We start from the raw sequence: 22345 nt of genomic DNA, 5'->3' as shown, positions 1-22345 counted from the left end.
GTTCAGCTCAACCCGCGCCGTGCGCCTTGACCCAGCGCACGATGTCCGCCGCGCCCATGGCGCCGGCCTGGCGCGCCACTTCGCGGCCGCCGCGGAACAGCGCCAGCGTCGGGATGCTGCGGATGTTGAAGCGCGCACCCAGCGCCGGCGCGGCTTCCGTGTCGACCTTGGCCAGCCGCACCTGCGGTTCGAGCTGGGCCGCGGCCTGTTCGTAGCCCGGCGCCATCTGGCGGCAGGGGCCGCACCAGGGCGCCCAGAAGTCCACCAGCACCGGGATTTCATTGCGCGCGATGTGGCGGTCGAAGGTCTTTTCGTCCGGCAGCGCGGTGGAGTGGCCGGTGAACAGCGCGCGGTGGCAGCTGCCGCAGTCGGGCGCACTGCCCAGCTGCGCCGCGCGCACGCGGTTGGTCGTGTGGCAGTGGGGGCAGACGATGTGCAGCGAAGGCGATTCTTCAGTCATGACGAAGAACTGGGGCTCGCGGGGTGAATTGCAAGAAGGCCGCCGGCTCGGCCGTCTTTTGCGACACTCGTGGCCCGTGACCGCTTCGAATCTTCCCGCATCGGCGCTCCCGGTCCAATGGGCCGGCGAACTGTTGCATCTGTTGCCCGAGCACGCCATCTGGTGGCCCGACGGCCGCGTGCTGTTCATTGCCGACCTGCACATCGGCAAGGCCGCGACCTACCGCGCGCTGGGGCAACCGGTGCCGGGCGGCACCACGCAGGAGAACCTGGCGCGGCTCGACGCGCTCGTCGCGGCCCATGCGCCGCGGCGCATCGTGTTCCTTGGCGATTTCCTGCATGCGGCGCAGGCGCGCACGCCGCAGGTGCTGGCGGCGCTGGCCGCCTGGCGCGCGGCGCATGCGCCCATCGGCATGACGCTGGTGCGGGGCAACCACGACAGCCGCGCGGGCGATCCGCCCGCCGCGCTCGGCATCGAGGTGGTCGACGAGCCTTATCTGCTCGGCCCTTTTGCCTGCTGCCACCATCCGCAGGCGCATGCCACGCACTTCGTGCTCGCGGGGCACCTGCATCCCGTGTGCAGGCTGCACGGGCCGGGGCGCGACAGCGTGCGGCTGCCGTGTTTTGCAAGCGATGCGCAGCAGGCCGTGCTGCCGGCCTTCGGCGAGTTCACGGGCGGGTGGCTGATGGAGCGCGCGCCGGGGCGGCGCTTCTATGCGGTGGGCGGAGAAAGCGTGTGGGCGCTGCCGCCATCGGAGTAGGGTATTAGCTCCTTCCCCCTCCGGGGGAAGGTTGGGATGGGGGCGGGCAGAGCGTGCCCCATGCCCACGCCGCTTGCCCCCACCCCGGCCCTCCCCCGGGAGGGGAGGGAGAAAGAGAAACTCAGAGGACGACGGGCTGGTCGGGCAGCTCGTTGGTGTCAGGCTCGTTCTCGCCCAGCGGAAAGTGCGCCACCAGCAACGCCGACATCTCTTCCAGCGCCTGCGTGAGCCCGTCCTCGAAGCGGCCTTCGCGGAAGGCTGCGCCCATGCGCTGTGCCATCGCGGCCCATTCGGCGTCGTCGACGCGCGCATCGATGCCGCGGTCGGCCACGATCTCGATCGCATGCTCGGCCAGCAGCAGGTAGATGAGCACGCCGTTGTTGTGCGCGGTGTCCCACACGCGCAGCTTGCCGAACAGCGTGACGGCACGCTCGCGCGCCGAGGCATTGCGCCGCAGGTAGGACCATGGCAGGCCCGCTTCCACGCAGATGCGGATCTCGCCGCTGTGGCGGCGCTCGCTCGCGGCCACGCGCGCCGCCAAGCGTTCCATGGCCGCATCGGGCAGCACGCGCCGCACGTCGGCCTCGTCCATCCACTGGTGGCGCCAGATGCGGGCCAGCTTCGAGAAAAGCGTTGCCGATGCCATGCCTACCAGTCCCCCGAGGCGCCGCCGCCCCCGAAATCGCCGCCGCCGCCGGAGCTGAAGCCACCGCCGCCTCCGCTGCTGCCGCCACTGCTCCAGCCGCCGCCGCCACCACCGCCCCAGCCGCCGAATCCGCCGCCACCACCGCCGCCGCGCCGTCCCGGGCTCGTCGCGGCCACGGCCGAGAACAGCGACACCATGAGCGCCGCCATGCCCGCCAGCACCGCGATGACGATGCTGGTCGTGATGAGGAAGGCAATCACGCCGATGCCGCCGCCCATGACCACCGAGCCCAGCTTCTTGCCGACGATCGAGCGCACGATCGGCGCCGCGACGAAGACGCCGATGAACAGGAAGATCGCGAGGTTCTCCCAGTCGATGCCGTCGCCGGATTCGGTGTCGCGGCCGCTGGAAGGCGCGGGCAGCGCCTCGCCGTCGACCAGCCCGATGAGCCGGGCCACGGCCGCGTTCAGCCCGCCCGCGAAGTCGTTGTTGCGAAAGCGCGGCTTCATCTCCTCGTCGATGATGCGGATGGCCGCCAGGTCGGGCACCGCACCCTCGAGCGCCTTGGCCACTTCGATGCGCATCTTGCGGTCGTTCTTGGCCACGATCACCAGGATGCCGTCGCCGACCTCCTTGCGCCCGATCTTCCAGGCGTTGCCCACGCGGTTGGCGTAGCTCGCAATGTCTTCGGGCTCGGTGGTGGGCACCATCAGCACCACCATCTGCGAGCCCTTGCGCTGCTCGAATGCGGCCAGCTTGGCCTCGAGATCGGCGCGTTCGGATTCGGCCAGCGTCTGCGTCTGGTCGATCACGCGCGCCGTGAGCGCGGGCACCGGCAGCAGGCCCTGCGCCCATGCCGCTGCCGCCAAGCCGCCCCATGCGGCCGCGGCCAGCAGGACGGTGGCCAGCGTGCGGCGGAAGAGGGCAAGGGCCATCGAGGGGGCGTCTTGCTTACTTCTTGGGCGCCGAGAAATCGACCGTCGGCGGCGTCGAGATCTGCGCTTCGTTCTGCACCGAGAAGTTGGGCTTGGGCTCGTAGCTGAAGATCTTGGCCGTGATGTTGGTCGGGAAGCTGCGTGCCAGCACGTTGTACTCCTGCACCGTCTGGATGTAGCGGTTGCGCGCCACGGTGATGCGGTTCTCGGTGCCTTCGAGCGTCACGCGCAGGTCGCGGAACGCCTGGTTGGCCTTGAGCTCTGGATAGCGCTCGACCGTCACCATCAGCCGCGACAGCGCGCTCGACAGCTCGCCCTGCGCCTGCTGGAACTTGTTGAAGGTCTCGGGGTTGTTGAGCGTCTCGGGCGAGACCTGGATCGAGGTGGCCTTGGCGCGCGCCTCGATCACCTTGGTGAGCGTGTCCTGCTCGAAGCTGGCTTCGCCCTTCACGGTGGCCACGATGTTGGGCACCAGGTCGGAGCGCCGCTGGTACTGGTTGAGCACCTCGCTCCAGGCCGACTTGCTGGCCTCGTCGAGCGACTGGAACTGGTTGTAGCCGCAGCCGCTCAGGGACAGGGCGGCCGCAAGAATCAGGAGCCAGCGTTTCATCATCGTCATTTGCATTACCTCCGCAGAAGGAAGCCGAAGTTAGCATAGAAGGCTCCATGGCCCTCGATCCCCTCCATGCCCTGCGGGGCGCCAACCGCGCAGCACCCGCGTCCACCGCAGCGGCAGGCGCCGGCACGCTGCTGGTGGCCGGCGCGACCGGCGCATTGGGCCAGGAGCTGCTGCGCCGGCTTGCGGGCAGCCACCGCTTCGCCCATGCGCGCGTGCTGGCATGCGAGCCGATCCGCGACGGCCTGCGCGGCGTCGAAACCTACCTGAGCCCCGACCTGCCGATCGCGCAATGGCCGGTGACATCGGCCGACAGCGCCGTCATCGCCTTCGACCCGCCGCGGCTCTACCACGACCGCGAACGCGCGCTCTGGGTGCCGCAGCCTTCGGACCTGCCCGAGCTCGCGCGCTGGCTGCGCGCCTGCGGCGTGCGCACGCTGGCCATCGTGCAGCCGCACGACCAGGGCAAATTGCCCGAGGCGCTCAAGCGCGGGCTCGCGAGCCTCGACGAGCAGGCCGTGGTCGCCAACGGCTTCGACCGCGTGATCCTCGTGCGCTCGGCGCGCAAGCCGCTCAACGCCAAGTTCGCCAACCCCGCCGAAAGGCTCGCGGCCTGGATGCTCTCGATCGTTCGTTTCATGGTGCCGAGCAGCGAGCAGCCGGTGCGCGCGTCGAAGGTGGCCGAGCTGGTCGACCTGGCGCTGCGCATCGCGCCGCCGGGCGTGCACGTGGCGGCGCCCGAGCTGGTGTGGGAGTCGGCGCAGGGCGACATGCAGGCCGTGGCCCGCCGCTGGCTCCAGCCCTAGCCGAAACGCAGCGAGCGCAGCCCCACGGTGCGGTCGACCCAGACGACGGCCACCAGCGTGACCACGATGCTCACCGTCGACACGGCCGCAGCCGTCGGGTCGAAGTCCCAGCGCAGGTAGTCGAACAGCTGCAGCGGCAGTGTCGTCATGCCGATGCCCTTGAGCAGCAGGGACATGTTGAACAGGTCGAACGAGATCACGAATGCGAACAGTGCGCCCGTGATGATGCCGGGCTTGGCGAGCGGCAGCGTCACGCGCACGAAGGCCCGCCACGGCGAAGCGCCGAGGCTGCGCGCGGCCTGCTCCAGCGAGCCGTCCTGGTTGTAGAGCGACGACGCGACGTTGGTGAACACATAGGGCAGCGTGACCAGCACGTGGCCCACCAGCAGCCCGAACATCGTGCGCGTGCCGACGCCGCTCGCGTACAGGAAGAACAGCAGCGCGATCGCCGTGAGGATCTCCGGCAGCATGAGCGGCAGCATCAACAGCATGCGCAGGCCCTCGCGCAGCCGCGTGGCATGGCGCACCACGTAGAGCGCGCCGGCCACGCCGATCACGGTCGAGCACACGGTCGCGATGGCCGCCACCTGCAGCGAGGTGCCGATGGCGCGCATGAAGGCCTCGTTGGCGAACAGCGCGCCGAACCAGCGCAGCGAGATGCCCTGCGGTGGAAAGGTCAGGAACTCGCCGGCGTTGAGCGACATCAGCACGATCACCGCGATCGGCAGCAGCAGGAACACGTAGACCGCGCCGACGTACGCCAGGCCCACGGCATCGGCCACACGCGTGGCCAGGGGTTTGCGCTTCGTTCTCATTGCAGGCCCTTCATGAAGCGACCGGTGAGGCGGGCATAGACCCACACCGCCACCATGCCGCAGGCCGAGAGCACCAGCGCCTGCGCCGCGCCGGCGGGCCATTGGAAGTTGTCGATCAGGTTCTGCACCACCAGCACCGACATCGTCTTGACCTGCGCGCCGCCCAGCATCACCGGCGTCACGTAGGCGCTCAGCGTGAGCACGAACACGAGGACGGTGCCGGCCTGGATGCCGGGCCACGACATCGGAAGAACGAGCCGCCAGAACACCTTGAGCCGGGAGGCACCGAGCGATCGCGCGGCCTGCTCCAGCGTCGGGTCGATGCTCTGGATCACACCCACCAGCGGCAGGATCATGAAGGGCAGGAACACATGCACCAGCGCAATGGTCACGCCCAGGCGATTGTTCATGAGCTGCAGCCCGGTCTCGACCAGCCCGAGATCGATCAGCACGCGGTTGATCACGCCGTTGCCCGACAGCAGGATCAGCCAGCCGAAGCTGCGCACCACCACGCCCACCAGCAGCGGCGACAGCACCAGCACATACAGCAGGCTGCCCCAGCGCGAACGCGTGCGCGCCAGGTGGTAGGCCACGAGGTAGCCCAGCAGCAGGCAGATGGGCACGGTCGTCGCGCCGAGCACGAGCGTGTCGGCCAGCACGCCGAGGATGTAGCCGTCGCCGAGCGCATGGGCGTAGTTGCCGAGCGTGAAGCCCGCGCCATAGGGTGCCCCTACGGCGGTGGGCCGCAGGCTCATGGCGATGATGTTCAGGTAGGGCAGCACCAGGAACACGCCGATCAGCACCAGCGCGGGTGCGATCAGCCAGAACGCGCCGCGTCCCGGGCGCGCCTTGCGCCGGGCGCTGCTGCGCGGCGGCGCTTCGGCCGTCATCACGGCGCTCATGGCGCAGCCGCGATGATCCAGGCGTGGCCCGGGTCGAAGGCAAAGGCCGCCTGGGTGCCGACGTCCAGGCGCCGGCCCGGCGAGGTCTGCACCAGCAGGCCCTGGCCACCGGCGCACTGCACCGTGTGCTCGACCGTGCTGCCGAGGAAGTAGGCCGACTGCACGCGCCCTGCGTAAGGCCCGTCGTTGCGGAAGCGGATCGCCTCGGGGCGGATCGTCACATGCACCGGCTGCCCGGTCGCAAGGGGCTGGTCGTGGCTTGCCGGCACGCTGCCGAGCGCGGTGCTCACGCGGTAGGTGGGATACGGGCCGGGTTCGTCGGTCAGGCCTTCGACGCTGCCTTCGATGAGGTTCGAGCGGCCGATGAAGCGCGCCACTTCCACGCTGCGCGGGCGCATGTAGATCGCCTCGGGAACGTCGAACTGCAGCAGCTTGCCGCCGAGCATCACGGCCACGCGGTCGGACATCACCATGGCTTCCGACTGGTCGTGCGTCACGTAGAGCGTGGTGATGCCCACGCGCTTCTGCAGCTCGCGGATGAACACGCGCATGTCCTCGCGCAGCACCGCGTCGAGGTTCGCAAGCGGCTCGTCGAGCAGCAGCAGGCGCGGCTCGATCACCAGCGCGCGCGCCAGCGCCACGCGCTGCTGCTGGCCGCCCGAGAGCTGGCGCGGATAGCGCTCGGCCAGGGCGGTGAGCTGCACCATCGCCAGCACGTCGTCGATGCGGCGCTTGCACTCGGCCTTGCCGATGCCGCGCATCTCCAGGCCGAATGCCAGGTTGCGCCACACCGTCAGGTGCGGAAACAGCGCGTAGTTCTGGAACACCATGCCGATGTCGCGCTTCTCGGGCGGCAGGTCGGTGATGTCCTCGTCGTTCAGGCGCACGCGGCCTTCGTCCGGAAACTCGAACCCGGCCACGCAGCGCAGCGTGGTCGTCTTGCCGCAGCCGCTCGGGCCCAGCAGCGAGATGAATTCGCCTTCCTCGGTCTGGAGGTCGAGGTGCGCGATGGCCGGCGCGGGCGCGTTGTCGAAGTGCTTGCGCAGGCCGTCGAGCGACACCCGCGTGGTGCGGCGGCCCGTGGCGGCGCGCGCGTGGGCGGCCTCGCTCACTTCATCTCCCGGTTCCAGCGGTCGGTGATGGCCGCGACCTGCGGGTTCACCTTGGCCCAGTCGAACTGGAAGATCGACTTCATGCGGTCCCCGCTCACCGGCACGTCCTTGGCAAGGTCGGACGGCAGCTTCGAGCGGGTGTTGGTCGGCGAGGTGAAGAACTCCCTGGCCATCATTTCCTGCACGTCGGGGCGCAGGATGAAGTCGAGGTACTTGTAGGCCTCTTCCTTGGCCGGCGCATTCTTCAGTACGTTGAACGACTGCTCGAAGGCCAGCACGCCCTCGGTGGGCACCACCATCTCCACGGGCACGCCCTTTTTCTGCAGGGCCACGATCTCGGGGAAGTCGATCACCGCCACCGTCACGTCGCCGCGCGTGAGCATGGTCGACAGCGTGCCGCTCCAGTCGGCCTGCGTGAACGGCAGGAGCTTCTTGATCTCGGTGAAAGCGCGGTCGATCGCGTCCTGCGAGCCGCCGTAGAGCTTGGCCGTCATCAGCAGGAACAGCATCGCGGCCGTGTTGCCGATCTGGTAGAGGCCGATCTTGCCCTTGAACTCGGGGTTGCTCCACAGGTCCGACCACGACTTGGGCGGCGTCTTCACCAGGTCCTTGCGGTAGCCGATGCCGATGGTCGAGACAATGCCGCGCACCCCGTTGTCCTCGGCGTTGCGCAGGGTCGGGTACACGCTTGCGAGGTTGGGCACCTTGGCCGCGGGAATGGGCTCGAAGTAGCCTTCGGCACGCACCAGGCTCGCGATGTTCTCGTTGACCATCAGGATGCTGTAGGGCGGCTTCGCGACGCCGGCTGCGCGCAGGTTGGCCACGAAGTTCTTGCCCAGGCCCACGTCGAGCGTGGTTTCCACGCCGGCCGATTTCATGAACGTGGGCATCAGGTCGGAGCGCCAGAATTTTTCCCAGCGGCCGCCGTAGGTGTTGACGACGAGGTTCTGCGCGGCGAACGACATGCCCGGCGTCGCGAGCGCGGACATGCCGGCTGCGGCGGCCATGGCTTGCAGGCAGTCGCGGCGGGAGAGGGCTTTCATGGTGGCGTCCTGGGAAGAAAGGAAATGAAGAAGAGGCTGGTCAGGCGTTCGCCTGCTTGCGGTAGGCGTAGTTCTTGTCGAGCCTCTCGAGCAGGTACTCGCCATAGGTCACCGGTTCGTAGCGGGGCGGATGCTGCGCGTCGGTGCAGGTCGGCAGGCATTCGATCAGTGCGTCCATGCCGGGGTCGAGAAAGTAGGGCAGCGAATAGCGGTCGCCGCCCGAGCGGTTGATGACGCGGTGCGGCGTCGACACGAAGCGGTCGTTGGTCCAGCGCGCGAGCATGTCGCCGACGTTGAGCACGTAGGTGTCCGGAATCGGCGGCGCCTCGATCCAGTCGCCGCCGCGCGGGCGCACCTGCAGTCCTCCGGAGTCGTCCTGCGCCAGCAGCGTGACGATCCCGTAGTCGGTGTGGGGCGCCGAGCCCATCTGGTCGTCCTCGACCGGCGGCTGCGGGGGATAGTGCAGCGCGCGCAGGAAGGTGGTGGGGTGGTCGAAGTGATGGTCGAGCGCGGTGGCCTCCAGGCCCAGGCTCATTGCGACCAGGCGCACGATGTAGCGGCCGAGCGCGTCGACCTCGCTCACGTACTGCGTCATGGCGGGCTTGAAGCCCGGCAGCCATCCGGGCCACTGGTTCGGCCCCTGCATCGGCAGGCCGGCGAGAAGGCCCGCGTCGTCCGGCGGCAGCTCGTGCATGAGCATCAGCGACTCGCTCATGTTGGGCCGGGTGACCCTGGCCACCGAAGAGGTCACGATGGTCGAGGTGGCCATGCCCATGTAGCCGCGATGGAAGGCGTTGATCGCGAGGGAGCGCTTCTGCTCGAGGGTGGAGGCGTGGAACTCGCGCGAGGCCGCAAAGGCCGCATCGCGCGTGGCGCGCCGCACGGTGTGGCCCGCGATGTAGGCAAAGCCGATGGTGCTCAGCGCTTCGTGGAGCTGCAGGGCCGCCTTCCTGGCAGCGGGGACGCCCGGGTCGAGGTTGCCGCCGAGGTCGACAAGGGGAATGGAGTTCAGCATCGGGTGTCAGCGAGTCGGGTTGACGGAAGAACGGGGCTCGCTGCGCCATCGGCCCAGCAGCTCGCGCGAGTCCATGACCAGCCCCAGGTGCAGCGACACCATCGCAAGCGCCGCGCCTTCCAGGTGCGCATCGGTGCCGCGCACCAGGTCGCGCAGCACGATCACGCGGTAGTTGCGGTTGCTGGCGTCGAAGGCCGTGTTGAGCACGCAGCAGTCCGTGAAGCCGCCGTTGAGCACCACCGTCTCGATGCGCTGGTTGCGCAGCAGGAAGTCGAGGTCGGTCGGGTAGAAGGCCGAGAGGCGCCGCTTGCTGTCCACGCGCATGTCGCCGGGTTCCACGCGCGTGACCCATTCGGTCCACTTGGAGCCTTCGATGGCGTGCGCGTCGGCATTCGGAATCGGGCCCACGTGCAGCGGAAAGGTGCGGCGCCATGCGGACGGAATGCCGTGGACGTCGTCCACGCCGCCGGGCCGCAGCACCGACCGGATGTGCACGATGCGCACGCCCAGCGCGCGCACCGCGTCGTGGAAGCCGTCGATGGGCGCCACCACGTCGCGCGCCCGCGGGGCGGGGCAGGGGCAGTCGGGGCTGTCGTCCAGGTGGCCGCGGTGCATGTCGATGGACACGACCGCGGTGCTGGCCGGGTCCAGGTAGTCGGCGAACTGCGCCGCGTCGAGCTCGCGCTCCTCGTTGTAGACCCAGGCCTTCATCGGCGTTCTTCCCGCACATAGGGTTGGCCCAGCGCACCGGGCTCTTCGTCGGCGCCGCGCCGCGAGAGCGCGACCCACACCATCACCCCGAGCGTCACCGCATAGGGCGTCATCATCACGAAGTACTGCGGCAGCTGCACGCCGGCCGCCGCGAGCTGCGGGATCAGCGCCTCGATGCAGCCGAACAGCAGCGCGCCCACGAGCGCCTTCCACGGCGACCAGCGCGCGAAGATCACCAGCCCCACCGCGATCCAGCCGCGCCCGCCGGTCATGCCCGCGATCCACAGCTTGGTGCTGACCACCGAGATGTATGCGCCCGCCAGGCCCACCAGCGCCGAGCCCGCGAGCACCGCGGCCAGCCGCCACAGGGTGACGCGGATGCCGGCCGCATCGGCCGCCTGCGGGTTCTCGCCCACCGCGCGCAGCCGCAGCCCGGCCGAGGTGCGCGAGAGAAACCACGCCACGGCAAGGAAGATCGGCAGCGTGAGCCAGACCATCGCGTTCTGCTCGAACAGTCGCCCGGCGCCGGGCAGGAGCGACAGCGGCCACAGCGCCATCGCGCCGATGCCTCCGGTGGCATGGTTGGTCCATTCGGCGAGCGAGCCGACCAGCGCCGTGAGGCCCTGGCAGAAGAACACCAGCGCGAGCCCCGCGATCACCTGGTTCACGCGCAGCCAGATCACCATCACCGCGAACAGCAGCGACACCGCGCTGGCCGCGAGCATCGCCAGCACCAGCGACACGGCCGGCTGCCCCATGGCGATCTGCGCGCCGATGCCCGCGAGCGCGCCCACGAGCATCAGGCCTTCGGCGCCGAGCGACAGCACGCCCGCGCGCTCGCTGATGATCAGGCCCAGCGCCGCGAGCGCATAGGGCACCGCGAAATCGGGCGTGCTCGCGAGCCAGTTCAACAAGATGCCGCTGCTCATTGCACCGCCTCCGCACCCACGCGCCGCAGCCGATGGCGAATGAAGAAATCGCTGGACGCGACGCACACCACGATGATGGCCTGGATCAACTGCACCATCGAGAACGGCACCTGGTAGAACACCTGCAGGCTGCGGCCGGTGACGAACAGCGCCGCCACCAGCAGCGCCACCACGGTGGCCGCGAGCGGGTTGTTGCGCGCAAGAAAGGCAATCAGGATGCCCGAGAAGCCGTAGCCCTGGTAGAAGGCCTGCGTGAGCCGCCCTTCCTGCCCGGAGGCCACCGCCAGGCCCGCGAGCCCGGCCATCGCGCCCGACAGCAGCACGGCGCCGTAGATGGTGCGGCGCACCGGCACGCCATTGGCATGCGCCACGCGCGGATTGGCGTCGACGAAACGCAGGTAGAGCCCGGCGCGGCTCACGCCCACCAGCCACCATGCGAAGAGCGCCACCCCGGCCGCGAGCACGATGGCGCTGCTCACGCCGGCGCCCAGTTCGGGCAGCCGCTCGAAGGCGCGGAACTGCGGCGAATAGGGGAAGTTGTCCTTCGGATCCTTCCAGCTGCCATAGACCAGGTGCAGCAGGAAGTTGGCCGCCATGTAGTTGAGCATCAGCGTGGAAATGATCTCGTTCACGCCGAGCCTGATCTTCAGCCACGCCGGCCCCAGCACCCAGAGCAGCCCGCAGCCGATGGCGGCCGCGAACATCAGCGGCAGGCGCAGCGGCTCGGGCCCGATCTGCCACATCGAGATGGCCGTCGCGCCGATGGCGCCCCAGATCATCTGGCCCTCGAGCCCCAGGTTCCAGAAGCGCGCGCGAAACGCCAGCGCGCCGGCCAGGCCCACGAGGATCATGGGTGCGGCCTGGAACAGCACGGCGCGAAAGTTCTGGCCGTCGAAGAAGGTCTGCATCACGAACTCGTTGGCGAGTTCGTCCGCGGGAACACCGGCCGCCACCAGGATGGCGGCGGAAATCGCAAGGCCCGCAAGGAGCGCCGCCGCAAGGATCAGCGCCTGCCGCCGCCATCCCATGTGCTGGCGGATCTCCAGCGCGTAGCGCCGGCGCGCCAGCGGCTGGCGCCGTGCCCGTTGCGCGGCATCCGGATCGGTCTGCGCCGGCTGCGCGATGGCCGCGAGCGTGGCGTCAACCATGGTCCACCATCGCCTGTCCGATGGCCTGCCGGTCGGCGGGCTGCGCGAATTCGCCGGCGATGCGCCCGCGCGTCATCACGCCCACGCGGTCGGCCAGCTGCAGCACCTCGTCGAGGTCCTCGCTGATCAGCAGCACCGCGGCACCGCCGTCGCGCGCGGCGCGCAGGCGCGCATGCACCTCGGCGCTCGCGCGCACGTCGAGCCCGCGGCTCGGGCTGTGCGCGAGCACCAGCGAGGGCGCCTTGCCGAACTCGCGCGCGAGCACCAGCTTCTGCGCATTGCCGCCGGACAGCAGCGCGGCCTTCTGCGCCACCGAGCGCACGCCTTGCACGTCGAAGGCGCGAACCGCTTGCTGCGTGTCGTCCTGGATGCGGCCGCGCCGCAGGTGCCAGGCCGGGCCGTAGCGGCCGGTGTGCACGCGGCCGATGGCGTAGTTCTCGGCGACCGAAAGGCCACCGGCCAGCGCGAGGCCGTAGCGGTCGGCCGGAATCGCGGCAATGCCCATGTTGCGGCGCGCTGGTGCACTCATGGCCTTGAGGTCGCCGTGGCCGTTCAGGTGGATCTCGCCTTCGAGCGGTCCACCGGCATCCGGCAGGCCCATGATGGCGCCGGCCAGCTCGCCCTGTCCGTTGCCGCCGACACCGGCCAGGCCGTAGATTTCGCCCGCATGCAGTTCGAGCTCGACACCATCGAGCACGCGGCGGCCCTCGGGCGATGCCGCCGAGCGCAGGCCGCGCACAGTGAGCCGCACCGGGCCGCGCGGTGACTTCGTCGGCTGAAAACCCTGCGTCGCAATCGATTCGCCCACCGTGAGCTTCACGAGCTCGGCCACCGAGGTGGCGCCCGGCTCCAGCGTGGCCACCGTGCGGCCGCCGCGCATCACCGTCACGCGGTCGGCATAGGTCTTCACGTCGGCCATCTTGTGCGTGACCAGCACCACGGCAGAGCCGCCGCGCGCGAGGCCCTGCACCGTCTGCAAGAGGCGCGCGGCCTCCTGGTCGGTGAGCACCGCGGTGGGCTCGTCGAGAATCAGGATGCGCGCGCCCGCCAGCAGCACCTTGAGGATCTCGACGCGCTGCTGTTCCGCGATCGACAGCGCATCGACGCGCTTCGATGGATCGATCTCGAAGCCCAGCTCCGAGGCCTTGTTGCGGATGTCGCGCGAGATTTCGCGCAGGCGCTCCCCGTGGCTCTGGAACTCGGCCGGCGCCGGCGCGGTGAGCAAGATGTTCTCTGCCACCGTGAACGGCCGCACCAGCTTGAAATGCTGGTGGACCATGCCGATGCGGTGCCTGGCCGCATCGCGCGGTCCGGCAAAGCGCACCACGTTGTCGTCGACCAGCAGCTGGCCCGCCTCCGGCGCATAGAGCCCGGCCGCAATGTTCATCAGCGACGACTTGCCCGCGCCGTTCTCGCCCAGGAGCGCATGCACCTCGCCCCAGCGCGCTTCGAAGTGCGCGTCGGTCAGTGCCGCAAAGCCGTCGAAGGACTTGCGGATGCCGGTGAGCTCGAGCGCGTTGGGCATGGGCGTTGCCTTCTTTTTTTCTTGCTTACTTCTGCGTGACCACGCCCTTGACGAACCAGTCCATCTTCCAGAGGTCGGCATCCGACAGCACCGCGCCCTTGGCCACGCGCTCCTTGCCGTCGCGGTCGGCGAGCGGGCCGGCGTAGACCTGCTTGCCCTTCATGATGGCGTCGCGCTCGGCCGTGATCTGCGCGGCCTTGTCCTTGGGCACCGCGGGGCCGAAGCCCGCGATGTCGGTGCCGCCGTCCTTCATCTCGATGAAGGCGCCGTACTGGCCGGGCTTCCAGTTGCCGGCCATGATCTTCTTGAGCTCGGGCGAAAGGAAGCGGTCCCACACCCACACCGACGAGCACAGCGTGGCCTTGGGCGCGAACTGGCGCAGGTCGCGGTGGTGGCCGGTGCCATACACGCCGCGCTCCTGCGCCACGATCTGCGGCGTGGGCGAATCGACGTGCTGGCCGATCACGTCGGCGCCCTGGTCGATCAGCGCGGCCGCGGCGGCGCGTTCCTTCACCGGGTCGTTCCAGGCGCCGGTGTAGATCACGTTGACCGTGGCGTTGGGGTTCATCTTCTGCGCACCGAGCGCGAAGGCGTTGATGGTCCAGTTCACCACGCCGAAGGGGTTGGCCGCGACGAAGCCGAGCTTGCCGGTCTTCGAGGCCGCGCCCGCGGCCATGCCGCAGAGGTACTGGCTCTCGTAGGTGCGGCCGTAGAAGGATTCGAGGTTGCTGCCGTTGGTGGTGCCCGAGCCGTTGAGAAAAGCCACGCCAGGGTACTTGGCGGCCAGGTCCTTGAAGCTGTCGGAGTATCCGAAGGCGGTGCCGATCACGATGTTGGCGCCGCGCTGGATGAACTTCTCGGCCGCGGGCTTGATGGCCGATGCATCTTCGGGCACGTTCTCGACGAACTGGATCTTCTGGCCGATCTCCTTCTCGATCTTCACGCGCGCCTCGTCAAAGGCCTGCGTCCAGCCGCCGTCGTTCTTCGGGCCGAAGTAGAGCATCGCGATCTTCGGCTTGTCCTTGAGCGTGAAGCCGTCGGCCGCCAGGGCGGGCAGCGTGAACAACGCGCCGCCGGCCGCAAGCGCCGATGCAAGGCCGAAGGCGAAGCCGTGGGTGGGAGTGCGCAGCAGCATCAGCATGGGGCAACCTTTCGTGGTGAGCGTGTCGAAGAACGGGAGGAAGAAGGAGAGGGCGCGCCGCGCGCGTCACATCATGAAGTTGATGCGGAACACATTGCCCTCGGGGTCGAGCAGCACCGACTGGTACCAGTTGTAGTAGGTGACGTAGGGCGGCTTCACCAGCGTGGCGCCGGCCTCGAGTGCAATGGGCACCATGCGGTCCACGTCGTCCTTGCTGTCGACGTCGATGTTCAGCAGAAACTTCACGCCGCGCGTGTCGGAAAATTCGGCCAGGTGCAGCAGCTCATAGGCCTCGAGCGCGTTGAAGCCGAGGCTCGACTTGCCGGTGTCGAGTCCGCGAAAGATCGGCGAGCGGATGGCCTCGATCTCCGGGAAGCCGAACACGCGCTGGTAGAAGCCGCTGAGTGCGACCACGTCTTTTGCGAAGACGTTGACGTAGGAGAGATGGGGCATGTCAGTTTTTCTTGGCGCTGTTGTTCAGGGCGCTGTTGTTCGGGGCGCTGTTGTTCGGGGCGCGTGCACAGGCCACCGGGTACTCCCCTCCGCGAATGTCCCCCGGCCTGCGGCCTCCTCCTTTATTTCGCTGCGGGGAGCACCCGATGCCCTGTGCACGATGGGCGCAGTATTTGTGCCGGCCGATCAACGACCGCTCTGAACAACGCTCCCGTCGATGGGGTGCCTTGCGCAGCGAAATAAAGGGGGAGGTCGCAGGCCGGAGGACATTCGCGGAGCAAGGTACCCCGTCGGCGGGAGCGCGCCCTGAACAACAAGGATGGCGGGATTTCATTTAGACCGCGACCTTGGTCCCACCAAAGGTCGTCTGCTTGACGAACTTGGAGGTCAGGTGGTCGCCCGAAGAAATGGGTGCGTACTTCGGCTGCTCGCCCGGTGCCAGGCAACTCGGCAGGCACTCGACCATCGCGTCGTAGTTGGGCTGGTGAAAGAACACCAGCGACTGGCGGCGGTTGGTGCTGGCCACCTCGAACGGCGGGTTGACCACGCGGTGCAGCGTCGACACCCACTGGTCGTTGGTCCACTGCATCATCAGGTCGGCAATGTTGACCACCAGGCCGCCTTCCACCTGCGGCACGTCGACCCACTGGCCCGCCTTGTTGAACACCTGCAGGCCCTTGTCGTCGGGCAGCACGATCGTGAGGCTGCCGTAGTCGCTGTGCGCGCCTGCGCGCAGCTGGCCCGGCAGAGGCGCTTCGCGCTGCGGCGGGTAGCTCAGCACGCGGAACATGCTGATGTGCCTGTCGATCTTGTCGTCGAAGAAAGGCTCGGGCAGCGCAAGGCCGAGCGCGAAGATGCGCATCAGCGAGCGCGAGAGATCGCTCATGGCCTCGAAGTAGCTCTCATACGCCTCGCGGAAACCGTCGATCGGCGGCCAGCTGTTGGGCTCGAAGTGCGGGCCGGCAGCAGGGCCGCGGTGGTAGTCGTCGTCGGGCACGTTGAAGGGGCCGACGGAAAACGATTCTTTCAAATCGCCGGGCGCGGCCTCTTCCAGGCTGTACGAAAGCCCTTCTTCGCCGACCGCGCTGTAGCCGCGCACCGCGTCCTCGCGTGGACGGTCGACCTTGCGCTTCTCGGCCAGCGGCATGTCGAAGAAGCGGCGCGAAAGCTGCGACACGCGCGCGATCAGCTCGGCCGGAATGCCGTGGTTGGTGATGACCAGAAAGCCGATGCTGCGGCAGGCTTCGTCGACCTTGGCCGCAACCTCCGCCTTGCCTTCGGCCGTGCCGGCGAAGTAGGGCGCGAGATCGATGATGGGTACGGACAGCAGTGTGGTCATGTGTCGGTCCTCGTGCTTGGCATGCCTTTCGCCATGCAACGTCTGTGCCAGTTGGACCAAATGGACAAAACGCGTTGGCCGCGTCAGCATGGTGCGTGTCGGCGGCGCGCGAAGGCCGCGCTGGCGCAACGCGATGCATCGCGGCCTTACAGTGGTGCGCGTTGAAAGAAGAACCAGCAAGCAATCGATGAAGCGAGGGAAGATGCCGAAGACCAAGGCGCTGGCCGCAGCCAGCAGCACGAAGAAGATCCCGGCCAAAAAAAGCCCGGTGAAGATCCCGGTCACCCTTCCGGTGAAGGGCCCGGCGCGCCAGCGCGCGAAGCCCGCCGTGCGCAGCGCATCCGCGGTGAGCCGCAGGCTGCGCCAGATCGAGGACAAGCGCAGCGCCATCCTGGGCGCCGCGCTGGGTTTGTTCTCGCGCTTCGGCTTGCATGGCACGTCCATCGACCAGGTGGCGGCGCGCGCCGATGTGTCCAAGAGCAACCTGCTCTACTACTTTGCGAACAAGGAGGAGCTGTACGTCAACGTGCTGCGCGACCTGCTCGCGCTGTGGCTCGAGCCGCTGCGCGGCTTCAGCGCCGAGCAGGACCCGGGCGAAGCCATCGGCGGCTACATCCGCCGCAAGCTCGTGGTGTCGCGCGACCGGCCCGATGCATCGCGCCTGTTCTGCCTCGAGATGATCCAGGGCGCGCCGCTCCTGCGCGACGAACTCGACCGCGAGCTGCGCACGCTGGTGGAGCGCAAGTCGGAGGTCATCCGTTCATGGATCGCAGCCGGCAAGCTCGCACCGGTCGATCCGCACCACCTGATCTTCACGCTCTGGGCCGTCACGCAGCACTATGCGGATTTCGGCGTGCAGGTGCAGGCGCTGACGGGGCATACGCTGGAGGATCCGGCGTTCTTCGAGCAGACGGTGGAGAACGTGCAGCGGATCGTGCTGCAGGGCATTGCGCCGCGGTAGGGGGATTTACTCCCTCTCCCTCCGGGAGAGGGAAAAAGAAAAAATCAATGCGGCGGCGCCGCGATCTCGTGATACCGCCGATCGAAATAAATCAAGCTCTGCGCCGCCCCCCCAATCGCAATCGCCAGCGCCTCGCAAAACAGCACGTCATGCGTCCCCGCGCTCGTGGCCTGCACCACGCGGCAGTCGAACGAGGCCGCGGCATCTTCGAGCACCGGCGAGCCCGTGGCCTTGCGGCTCCATCGGCCTGCGGCAAAGCGCTCGTCCATCGGCGTCTTGCCACCGAACAGGCCCGAGAGCGCCTGGTGCCCCGCGGCCAGCACGTTCACGCACAGCACGCCGTTGGCCGTGAACGCGGGGTACACCGAGGCCGAGCGGTTCAGGCACACCAGCAGCATCGGCGGCTCGTCGGTCACGCTGCACACGGCCGAGGCTGTGAAGCCGGCGCGGCCCGCGGGGCCATCGGTGGTGATGATGTTGACCGCCGCGCCCAGCCGCGCCATGGCGTTGCGGTAGTCCGCCTTGGGCAGCGCGGGCGGCGCACCGCTCGGCATGACGTGGTTGGAGGCCATTGCGTTGGGCAGCATGAGAAAGAATCTCCGTGAAGACGGGCTTCAGGCGAGGACGCAGGCTTCGTCGAAGGCGAGCCGCGGCAGGCGGCCGAACACCTTGGCCGGATCGCCATGGCCGAGGTTGATCAGGAAGTTGGCGCTCCAGTCGGTGCCCTCGAAGAACGCGGCGTCGACCTTCGCCTTGTCGAAGCCCGACATCGGCCCGGCGTCGAGCCCCACCGCGCGCGCGGCCAGCAGCAGGTAGGCCGCCTGCAGGCTCGCGTTGCGAAAGGCGGTTTCGTGCGCGGCCTCGGGGCTGCCGGTGAACCAGCTGCGCGCATCGGCATGCGGAAACAGCGTGGGCAGCTTGTCGTAGAACTTGCGGTCCCACGCGGCAATCACCGTGACGGGGGCCGTCATGGTCTTGTCGAGGTTGCCCTTGGAAAGCGCGGGCGCGAGGCGCTGCTTGCCTTCGGGCGTGCGAACGAACACGAAGCGCGCGGGCGAGCAGTTGGCCGAGGTCGGGCCCATGCAGGCCAGCGCGTAGACCTGGTGGATCTGCGCGTCGGTCACGGGCTCGTCGGTCCAGCCGTTGTGGCTGCGCGCCTCGGTAAAAAGAAGGGCCAGTGCGGCGTCGTCGAGAGCAGGTTTCATCATGGTCATGCGGGAACGCCGGGTGCACTGACCCGGGCGAGAAAGTCGAGCAGGCTGCGGTTGAAGGCGGCGGCCTCGGTCACGCTGTGCGCGTGGCCGCCGTGGGGCAAGAAGTGGAGCGTCACGTCCTTGAGGCCATCGGCCAGGCGCTGCGAGCAGGTCCAAGGCACCAGCGCATCGTCCATGGCGGCGGCCACCAAGGTGGGCGCGGTGATGGCGCCAAGGCGTGCATCGATGTCGAAGGCGCGCAGCGCACCGATGCGCGCGCGCATGTTCGCTTCTCCGGGGAAATGCGCAAACGCATGGTCGACCTCGTCGGCCACGCGCTGCGCATGTTCCGCGCACCAGGCCGCGGGGTACAGGAAGATCGGCTGCGCTTCCACGTACGCGCGCGGGCCGCAGGCGTCGAGCAGCGCGAGCCGCGCATCGAAGCAGCGCGCCGAATGCGCGTTGGGCTTCGACCACGCATTGACCAGCACCAGGCTGGCCACGCGCGAAGGTTCGTCGAGTGCCAGCTGCAGGCCCACGAGTCCGCCCAGCGCATGGCCCACCAGGTGGCAGCGCGGCGTGGCCGTGGCGTCGAGAATCTGCACCACGTCGCGCGCCATGTCGGCAATGGCGTAGCCCGCATCCAGCGCGGCGGGGCTGCGGCCCGTGCCGCGCTGGTCGTACGCAATCACGCGGTGGCCCGCTTCGACCAGCGCGCCAAGCTGCGGTTGCCAGAAGGCAGCCGAACCGCCCAGGCCCGACGACAGCAGCACCGCCTCGCCATCGGCCGGCCCATGCACTTCGTAGTGCAGCGGCATGCTCAGGCCTTGTTGCCGACGTGGGCGATCGACGCAATCTCGACCAGCGCATCGGGCTTCACCAGGCCGCACTGGATGCAGTAGCGCGCGGGCTTGGTGCCCGGAAAGAACTCGGCGTACACCGCGTTGACCTTGGCGTAGTCGGCCCAGTCCTTGATCATGATCATGTTGAAGGTCACGTCGTCCATGGTGCCGCCGGCCGTTGCGATCACGTTCTGGATCGTCTCGAGCACGTGGCGCGTCTGCGCGGAGGCGTCGCCCACGTGGACCACGTTGTTGTCCTTGTCGAAGGGCAGCGTGCCCGACACGTAGACGATGCCGTCGGCCATGGTGCCGGGCACGAAGGGAGCGATCGGCGTGGTGGTTCCGGCCGGGATGATGGCTTGCTTGGGCATGGGAGTTCCTTGCTGTGGGTTGAACGATGGAAATCAGGCCGTGGCCGGCGCGAAGCTGCGCACGAAGTCGTCGACCGTGGAGACCCAGCCGAAGAAGGTCTCGACGTTGTAGACCGAGGCCTTCTGGATGGCCGCGCCGCCAAGCTCGTGCGTCGCGTCTTCCAGCATCACGGCGAAGTATTCGAGGTGGAAGGCATCGCGCAGGGTCGACTCCACGCACACGTTGGTCGCGATGCCGGTGAACACCAGGTGGCGGATGCCGCGCGCGCGCAGCGTGCTGTCGAGCGTGCTGTTGAAGAAGCCGCTGTAGCGCGTCTTGGGCACCACGATGTCGCCGGGCTGCGGCTTCATCTCGGCAATGAGCTCGTAGTCCCAGCCGCCCTTGGCGAGGAACTTGCCCGCGAGCTCGGGCCTGGCGCGCATGGTCTTGAGCGCGTTCGACTTGTGCCAGTTGGGCGAGCCCGGCCCGCCGGCCTCGACGTAGGCGGCGTCCCAGCCGTTCTGCAAAAACACCACCAGCATGCCGGCCGCGCGCGCCGCCGCAATGGTGCGCGCGATGTTGGCAATGGTGCCCTGCGCGCCGGAAATGTCGAAGCCGGCCGAATCGACATAGCCGCCGATCGATGCATAGGCGTTCTGCATGTCGACCACGATCAGCGCCGAGTCGCTGGCATGCAGCGCAAGCGGTTCGGGCCGCGCGGGCAGCACCTGCGGCGCCGGTGCGCCGGGCGGGCGAGGCGCGCCGACGGGGGTGTTCGATGTGAGGGTGGTGTTGCGTGCGGGAGTGCTCACGTGGCGCTCCTGCTCAGGCCGCAAGGCGTTGTTCGGCTTCGGCCTGCGAGGGCACGGGGCTCTGCACATGCGCGCGGCTCTTCATGAGCGGCTGGATGCGTTCGCCGAAGGCCGCGACGCCCTGCACGAAGTCGTCGAAGGTCAGCAGCACGCCCTCGGTGCCCGGCACCTCGGCCATCTCGTCGAGCAGGCGTGCGACCGTGGCGTAGGAGCCGACCAGCGTGCCCATGTTGATGTTCACGGCCGAGGTCGGGTCGGCCATCTGGCGCACGTTGGTGTCGGCGCCCGACTTGGTGTCGGCCGCGCCCTGCTGGCCCAGCCAGGCGATGGCCTCGTGGTCGGCGCCGGCCTTGTAGTGCTCCCACTTGGCGCGCGCGGCCTCGTCGGTTTCGTCGGCAATCACCATCATCAGCACGTAGGTGGTGACGTGGCGGCCGGTCTTGCGCGTGGCCTCGATGAGCTTCTCGGCCGCGGGCGCAAAGGCCTTGGGCGTGTTCACGCCCTTGCCGAAGCAGAAGTTGTAGTCGGCGTACCTGGCCGAGAAGTCCATGCCCGCATCGCTCTGGCCCGCGCAGATCACCTTCATGTCGGCCTGCGGTTGCGGGCTCAGGCGGCAGTCGTCCATCTGGAAGTGGTCGCCCTTGAAGTCGGACTGGCCCTTGCCCCAGAGCTCGCGCAGCACCTGGATGTATTCCGACAGGTACTGGTAGCGCGTGCCGAAGAACTGGTCGCCGGGCCACATGCCCATTTGCGAATACTCGGGCCGCTGCCAGCCGGTGACGAGGTTCAGGCCGAAGCGGCCACCGGAGATCGAATCGATGGTCGACGCCATGCGCGCGACGATGGCCGGCGGCATCACCAGCGAGGCGGCGGTGGCAAAGAGCTTGATCTTCGTGGTCACCGCCGCGAGCCCGGCCATCAGCGTGAACGACTCGAGGTTGTGGTCCCAGAACTCGGTCTTGCCGCCGAAGCCGCGCAACTTGATCATCGAAAGCACAAAGTCCACGCCGTAGCGTTCGGCCGCCAGCGTGATCTCCTTGTTGAGCTCGAAACTGGGCTTGTACTGCGGCGCGTTCTCCGAGAGCAGCCAGCCGTTGTTGCCGATGGGAATGAAGATGCCGACGTTCATGCAAAAAGCTCCTGTTGCGGGGTCGCCAAGCCCTATGCATGGCCCGTGCCAATTGGAAAAGCCGTTTGGAATCAACGGCTTGAGTGCTTTTGGATGCAATGTTTTGACCATTTGGTCCAAAGTGGAGCGGACGAACCGCCCGCGCTGCGGCAACGCGGTGCGCCGCAAGGCCAAAGCGGTGCAGCCCCCGCGTCATGGATCGCGCGGCAAAATCACGCCATGCCCAAGACCCCACTCCGCGCCGCCGCGGCCATCGGCGGCACTGCCGACGACATCGAAGCCGCCTTCTACGAGGCGCTGCAGCGCGGCGACATCGATGCCCTGATGGCGTGCTGGGCCGACGAGGACGAGGTGTTCTGCGTGCATCCCGGCGGCCCGCGGCTGGTGGGCACCACCGCCATCCGCGCGGCCTTCGAGCAGATGTTCGGCAACGGCGCCATCCACGCCACGCCGGCGCGCGTGCGCAAGATCGAATCATTGGCAAGCGCGGTGCACAACGTACTCGAGCGCATCGAGGTGCTCACCGCCGAAGGCCCCAAGCATGCCTTCGTGCTGGCCACCAACGTCTATCACAAGACCGTCGAAGGGTGGCGCCTGGTGGCGCACCACGCGAGCCCCGGCAGCGCGCGCGAGCCCAGCGACCTGAACGAGCTGCCCCAGACCCTGCACTGAAGCGATGCGATGCCTGCCGACGCCTCACC

26 protein-coding genes are annotated in these 22345 nt (G+C 68.4%); 4 read left to right on the top strand and 22 right to left on the bottom strand.

Going from position 1 to position 22345, the window contains the following annotated elements; all coding sequences use genetic code 11:
• Positions 1-7: 7 nt before the first annotated feature.
• On the bottom strand, positions 8-460 hold the full coding sequence (gene trxC, locus RZE77_RS25200) for a thioredoxin TrxC (RefSeq protein ID WP_319439766.1): 453 nt from the start codon (positions 458-460) through the stop codon (positions 8-10).
• Positions 461-536: 76 nt separating this feature from the next.
• Here trxC and pdeM point away from each other — a divergent pair, with 76 nt between their 5' ends.
• Positions 537-1220, top strand: a complete 684-nt coding sequence (pdeM, locus tag RZE77_RS25195; RefSeq protein ID WP_319439765.1) for a ligase-associated DNA damage response endonuclease PdeM — start codon at positions 537-539, stop codon at positions 1218-1220.
• A gap of 121 nt (positions 1221-1341) precedes the next feature.
• Here pdeM and RZE77_RS25190 read toward each other — a convergent pair whose 3' ends face one another.
• The 3 genes from RZE77_RS25190 to RZE77_RS25180 are packed head-to-tail and all read right to left on the bottom strand — an operon-like array spanning position 1342 to position 3411.
• On the bottom strand, positions 1342-1866 hold the full coding sequence (locus RZE77_RS25190) for a TPM domain-containing protein (RefSeq protein WP_319439764.1): 525 nt from the start codon (positions 1864-1866) through the stop codon (positions 1342-1344).
• Between the two features lie 2 nt (positions 1867-1868).
• Entirely contained in the window at positions 1869-2801 is a 933-nt protein-coding gene (locus tag RZE77_RS25185; RefSeq protein ID WP_319439763.1) for a TPM domain-containing protein, read from the bottom strand.
• 16 nt (positions 2802-2817) lie between these two features.
• The gene (locus tag RZE77_RS25180; RefSeq protein ID WP_124958968.1) at positions 2818-3411 is read right to left on the bottom strand and encodes a LemA family protein; all 594 of its coding nucleotides are present in this window, start codon (positions 3409-3411) and stop codon (positions 2818-2820) included.
• A gap of 56 nt (positions 3412-3467) precedes the next feature.
• Between RZE77_RS25180 and RZE77_RS25175 the strand changes: the two genes are divergently transcribed.
• Positions 3468-4223, top strand: coding sequence for a hypothetical protein (locus RZE77_RS25175; protein ID WP_319439762.1), 756 nt, complete (start codon positions 3468-3470; stop codon positions 4221-4223).
• Here RZE77_RS25175 and RZE77_RS25170 read toward each other — a convergent pair.
• The 12 genes from RZE77_RS25170 to RZE77_RS25115 all read right to left on the bottom strand — a co-directional run bounded on the left by RZE77_RS25170 (position 4220) and on the right by RZE77_RS25115 (position 16356).
• Positions 4220-5038 carry an ABC transporter permease gene (locus RZE77_RS25170; protein ID WP_319439761.1) on the bottom strand — a complete coding sequence of 273 codons (819 nt, stop codon included), beginning with the start codon at positions 5036-5038 and terminating at the stop codon, positions 4220-4222. The genes RZE77_RS25175 and RZE77_RS25170 overlap by 4 nt on opposite strands.
• Positions 5035-5940, bottom strand: a complete 906-nt coding sequence (locus RZE77_RS25165) for an ABC transporter permease (protein WP_319439760.1) — start codon at positions 5938-5940, stop codon at positions 5035-5037. The genes RZE77_RS25170 and RZE77_RS25165 overlap by 4 nt, the downstream gene beginning before the upstream one ends.
• Entirely contained in the window at positions 5937-7052 is a 1116-nt protein-coding gene (locus RZE77_RS25160; RefSeq protein ID WP_319439759.1) for an ABC transporter ATP-binding protein, read from the bottom strand. Before RZE77_RS25160 ends, RZE77_RS25165 begins: the two co-directional genes overlap by 4 nt.
• Complete coding sequence (locus tag RZE77_RS25155; protein ID WP_319439758.1) at positions 7049-8095, bottom strand: ABC transporter substrate-binding protein; 1047 nt, start codon at positions 8093-8095, stop codon at positions 7049-7051. The genes RZE77_RS25160 and RZE77_RS25155 overlap by 4 nt, the downstream gene beginning before the upstream one ends.
• Before the next feature lie 40 nt (positions 8096-8135).
• A complete protein-coding gene (locus RZE77_RS25150; RefSeq protein WP_319439757.1) occupies positions 8136-9110 on the bottom strand; it encodes an isopenicillin N synthase family dioxygenase in 975 nt (324 codons plus the stop codon).
• A 6-nt stretch (positions 9111-9116) separates the two neighbouring features.
• Complete coding sequence (locus RZE77_RS25145; RefSeq protein WP_319439756.1) at positions 9117-9821, bottom strand: cysteine hydrolase family protein; 705 nt, start codon at positions 9819-9821, stop codon at positions 9117-9119.
• Positions 9818-10750, bottom strand: coding sequence for an ABC transporter permease (locus tag RZE77_RS25140; protein ID WP_319439755.1), 933 nt, complete (start codon positions 10748-10750; stop codon positions 9818-9820). The genes RZE77_RS25145 and RZE77_RS25140 overlap by 4 nt, the downstream gene beginning before the upstream one ends.
• Positions 10747-11898, bottom strand: coding sequence for an ABC transporter permease (locus RZE77_RS25135; RefSeq protein WP_319439754.1), 1152 nt, complete (start codon positions 11896-11898; stop codon positions 10747-10749). The genes RZE77_RS25140 and RZE77_RS25135 overlap by 4 nt, the downstream gene beginning before the upstream one ends.
• Positions 11891-13423, bottom strand: coding sequence for an ABC transporter ATP-binding protein (locus tag RZE77_RS25130; protein ID WP_319439753.1), 1533 nt, complete (start codon positions 13421-13423; stop codon positions 11891-11893). Before RZE77_RS25130 ends, RZE77_RS25135 begins: the two co-directional genes overlap by 8 nt.
• 25 nt (positions 13424-13448) lie before the next feature.
• Entirely contained in the window at positions 13449-14564 is a 1116-nt protein-coding gene (locus RZE77_RS25125; RefSeq protein ID WP_319439752.1) for a BMP family ABC transporter substrate-binding protein, read from the bottom strand.
• A 66-nt stretch (positions 14565-14630) separates the two neighbouring features.
• A complete protein-coding gene (locus tag RZE77_RS25120) occupies positions 14631-15017 on the bottom strand; it encodes a VOC family protein (protein ID WP_319427933.1) in 387 nt (128 codons plus the stop codon).
• A gap of 334 nt (positions 15018-15351) precedes the next feature.
• Positions 15352-16356 carry an isopenicillin N synthase family dioxygenase gene (locus RZE77_RS25115; RefSeq protein WP_319439751.1) on the bottom strand — a complete coding sequence of 335 codons (1005 nt, stop codon included), beginning with the start codon at positions 16354-16356 and terminating at the stop codon, positions 15352-15354.
• Between the two features lie 202 nt (positions 16357-16558).
• On the opposite strand from RZE77_RS25115, the gene rutR reads away from it, so the two are divergent.
• Positions 16559-17317 carry an HTH-type transcriptional regulator RutR gene (rutR, locus tag RZE77_RS25110; RefSeq protein ID WP_319439750.1) on the top strand — a complete coding sequence of 253 codons (759 nt, stop codon included), beginning with the start codon at positions 16559-16561 and terminating at the stop codon, positions 17315-17317.
• A gap of 44 nt (positions 17318-17361) precedes the next feature.
• Here rutR and rutF read toward each other — a convergent pair whose 3' ends face one another.
• The 6 genes from rutF to rutA are packed head-to-tail and all read right to left on the bottom strand — an operon-like array spanning position 17362 to position 21644.
• On the bottom strand, positions 17362-17904 hold the full coding sequence (rutF, locus tag RZE77_RS25105; protein ID WP_405546536.1) for an NADH-dependent FMN reductase RutF: 543 nt from the start codon (positions 17902-17904) through the stop codon (positions 17362-17364).
• A gap of 27 nt (positions 17905-17931) precedes the next feature.
• A complete protein-coding gene (locus RZE77_RS25100; RefSeq protein ID WP_319439749.1) occupies positions 17932-18531 on the bottom strand; it encodes a malonic semialdehyde reductase in 600 nt (199 codons plus the stop codon).
• Entirely contained in the window at positions 18528-19328 is an 801-nt protein-coding gene (gene rutD, locus RZE77_RS25095) for a pyrimidine utilization protein D (RefSeq protein WP_319439748.1), read from the bottom strand. Before rutD ends, RZE77_RS25100 begins: the two co-directional genes overlap by 4 nt.
• A gap of 2 nt (positions 19329-19330) precedes the next feature.
• Positions 19331-19723, bottom strand: coding sequence for a pyrimidine utilization protein C (gene rutC / locus RZE77_RS25090; RefSeq protein WP_015867600.1), 393 nt, complete (start codon positions 19721-19723; stop codon positions 19331-19333).
• 33 nt (positions 19724-19756) lie between these two features.
• The gene (rutB, locus tag RZE77_RS25085; RefSeq protein ID WP_319439747.1) at positions 19757-20515 is read right to left on the bottom strand and encodes a pyrimidine utilization protein B; all 759 of its coding nucleotides are present in this window, start codon (positions 20513-20515) and stop codon (positions 19757-19759) included.
• Positions 20516-20528: 13 nt separating this feature from the next.
• Positions 20529-21644 (bottom strand): pyrimidine utilization protein A, encoded by a 1116-nt coding sequence (gene rutA, locus RZE77_RS25080; protein ID WP_319439746.1) that lies wholly within the window; start codon positions 21642-21644, stop codon positions 20529-20531.
• 219 nt (positions 21645-21863) lie between these two features.
• On the opposite strand from rutA, the gene RZE77_RS25075 reads away from it, so the two are divergent.
• Positions 21864-22316: a YybH family protein gene (locus RZE77_RS25075; RefSeq protein ID WP_319439745.1), complete on the top strand. Its 453-nt coding sequence runs from the start codon at positions 21864-21866 to the stop codon at positions 22314-22316.
• The last annotated feature ends 29 nt before the right edge of the window (positions 22317-22345 follow it).

The organism is Variovorax sp. SPNA7 (assembly GCF_033807855.1).
GTDB lineage: Bacteria > Pseudomonadota > Gammaproteobacteria > Burkholderiales > Burkholderiaceae_C > Variovorax > Variovorax beijingensis.
Note: the sequence above shows the minus strand (reverse complement) of the source record. Positions and strands in the feature narration are given on the sequence as shown.

Bases quoted from the DNA above. Each gene is read 5' to 3' on its own strand.
- RZE77_RS25165 (WP_319439760.1), bottom strand. From the start codon at position 5,940: ATGAGCGCCGTGATGACGGCCGAAGCGCCGCCGCGCAGCAGCGCCCGG.
- RZE77_RS25180 (WP_124958968.1), bottom strand. From the start codon at position 3,411: ATGAAACGCTGGCTCCTGATTCTTGCGGCCGCCCTGTCCCTGAGCGGC.
- rutF (WP_405546536.1), bottom strand. From the start codon at position 17,904: ATGCTGCCCAACGCAATGGCCTCCAACCACGTCATGCCGAGCGGTGCG.
- rutC (WP_015867600.1), bottom strand. From the start codon at position 19,723: ATGCCCAAGCAAGCCATCATCCCGGCCGGAACCACCACGCCGATCGCT.
- RZE77_RS25150 (WP_319439757.1), bottom strand. From the start codon at position 9,110: ATGCTGAACTCCATTCCCCTTGTCGACCTCGGCGGCAACCTCGACCCG.
- RZE77_RS25185 (WP_319439763.1), bottom strand. From the start codon at position 2,801: ATGGCCCTTGCCCTCTTCCGCCGCACGCTGGCCACCGTCCTGCTGGCC.
- RZE77_RS25145 (WP_319439756.1), bottom strand. From the start codon at position 9,821: ATGAAGGCCTGGGTCTACAACGAGGAGCGCGAGCTCGACGCGGCGCAG.
- RZE77_RS25175 (WP_319439762.1), top strand. From the start codon at position 3,468: ATGGCCCTCGATCCCCTCCATGCCCTGCGGGGCGCCAACCGCGCAGCA.
- RZE77_RS25155 (WP_319439758.1), bottom strand. From the start codon at position 8,095: ATGAAAGCCCTCTCCCGCCGCGACTGCCTGCAAGCCATGGCCGCCGCA.
- RZE77_RS25190 (WP_319439764.1), bottom strand. From the start codon at position 1,866: ATGGCATCGGCAACGCTTTTCTCGAAGCTGGCCCGCATCTGGCGCCAC.
- rutD (WP_319439748.1), bottom strand. From the start codon at position 19,328: ATGCCGCTGCACTACGAAGTGCATGGGCCGGCCGATGGCGAGGCGGTG.
- trxC (WP_319439766.1), bottom strand. From the start codon at position 460: ATGACTGAAGAATCGCCTTCGCTGCACATCGTCTGCCCCCACTGCCAC.
- RZE77_RS25115 (WP_319439751.1), bottom strand. From the start codon at position 16,356: ATGACCACACTGCTGTCCGTACCCATCATCGATCTCGCGCCCTACTTC.
- RZE77_RS25120 (WP_319427933.1), bottom strand. From the start codon at position 15,017: ATGCCCCATCTCTCCTACGTCAACGTCTTCGCAAAAGACGTGGTCGCA.
- rutR (WP_319439750.1), top strand. From the start codon at position 16,559: ATGCCGAAGACCAAGGCGCTGGCCGCAGCCAGCAGCACGAAGAAGATC.
- RZE77_RS25135 (WP_319439754.1), bottom strand. From the start codon at position 11,898: ATGGTTGACGCCACGCTCGCGGCCATCGCGCAGCCGGCGCAGACCGAT.
- rutA (WP_319439746.1), bottom strand. From the start codon at position 21,644: ATGAACGTCGGCATCTTCATTCCCATCGGCAACAACGGCTGGCTGCTC.
- RZE77_RS25140 (WP_319439755.1), bottom strand. From the start codon at position 10,750: ATGAGCAGCGGCATCTTGTTGAACTGGCTCGCGAGCACGCCCGATTTC.
- RZE77_RS25125 (WP_319439752.1), bottom strand. From the start codon at position 14,564: ATGCTGATGCTGCTGCGCACTCCCACCCACGGCTTCGCCTTCGGCCTT.
- RZE77_RS25170 (WP_319439761.1), bottom strand. From the start codon at position 5,038: ATGAGAACGAAGCGCAAACCCCTGGCCACGCGTGTGGCCGATGCCGTG.
- RZE77_RS25075 (WP_319439745.1), top strand. From the start codon at position 21,864: ATGCCCAAGACCCCACTCCGCGCCGCCGCGGCCATCGGCGGCACTGCC.
- RZE77_RS25100 (WP_319439749.1), bottom strand. From the start codon at position 18,531: ATGACCATGATGAAACCTGCTCTCGACGACGCCGCACTGGCCCTTCTT.
- RZE77_RS25130 (WP_319439753.1), bottom strand. From the start codon at position 13,423: ATGCCCAACGCGCTCGAGCTCACCGGCATCCGCAAGTCCTTCGACGGC.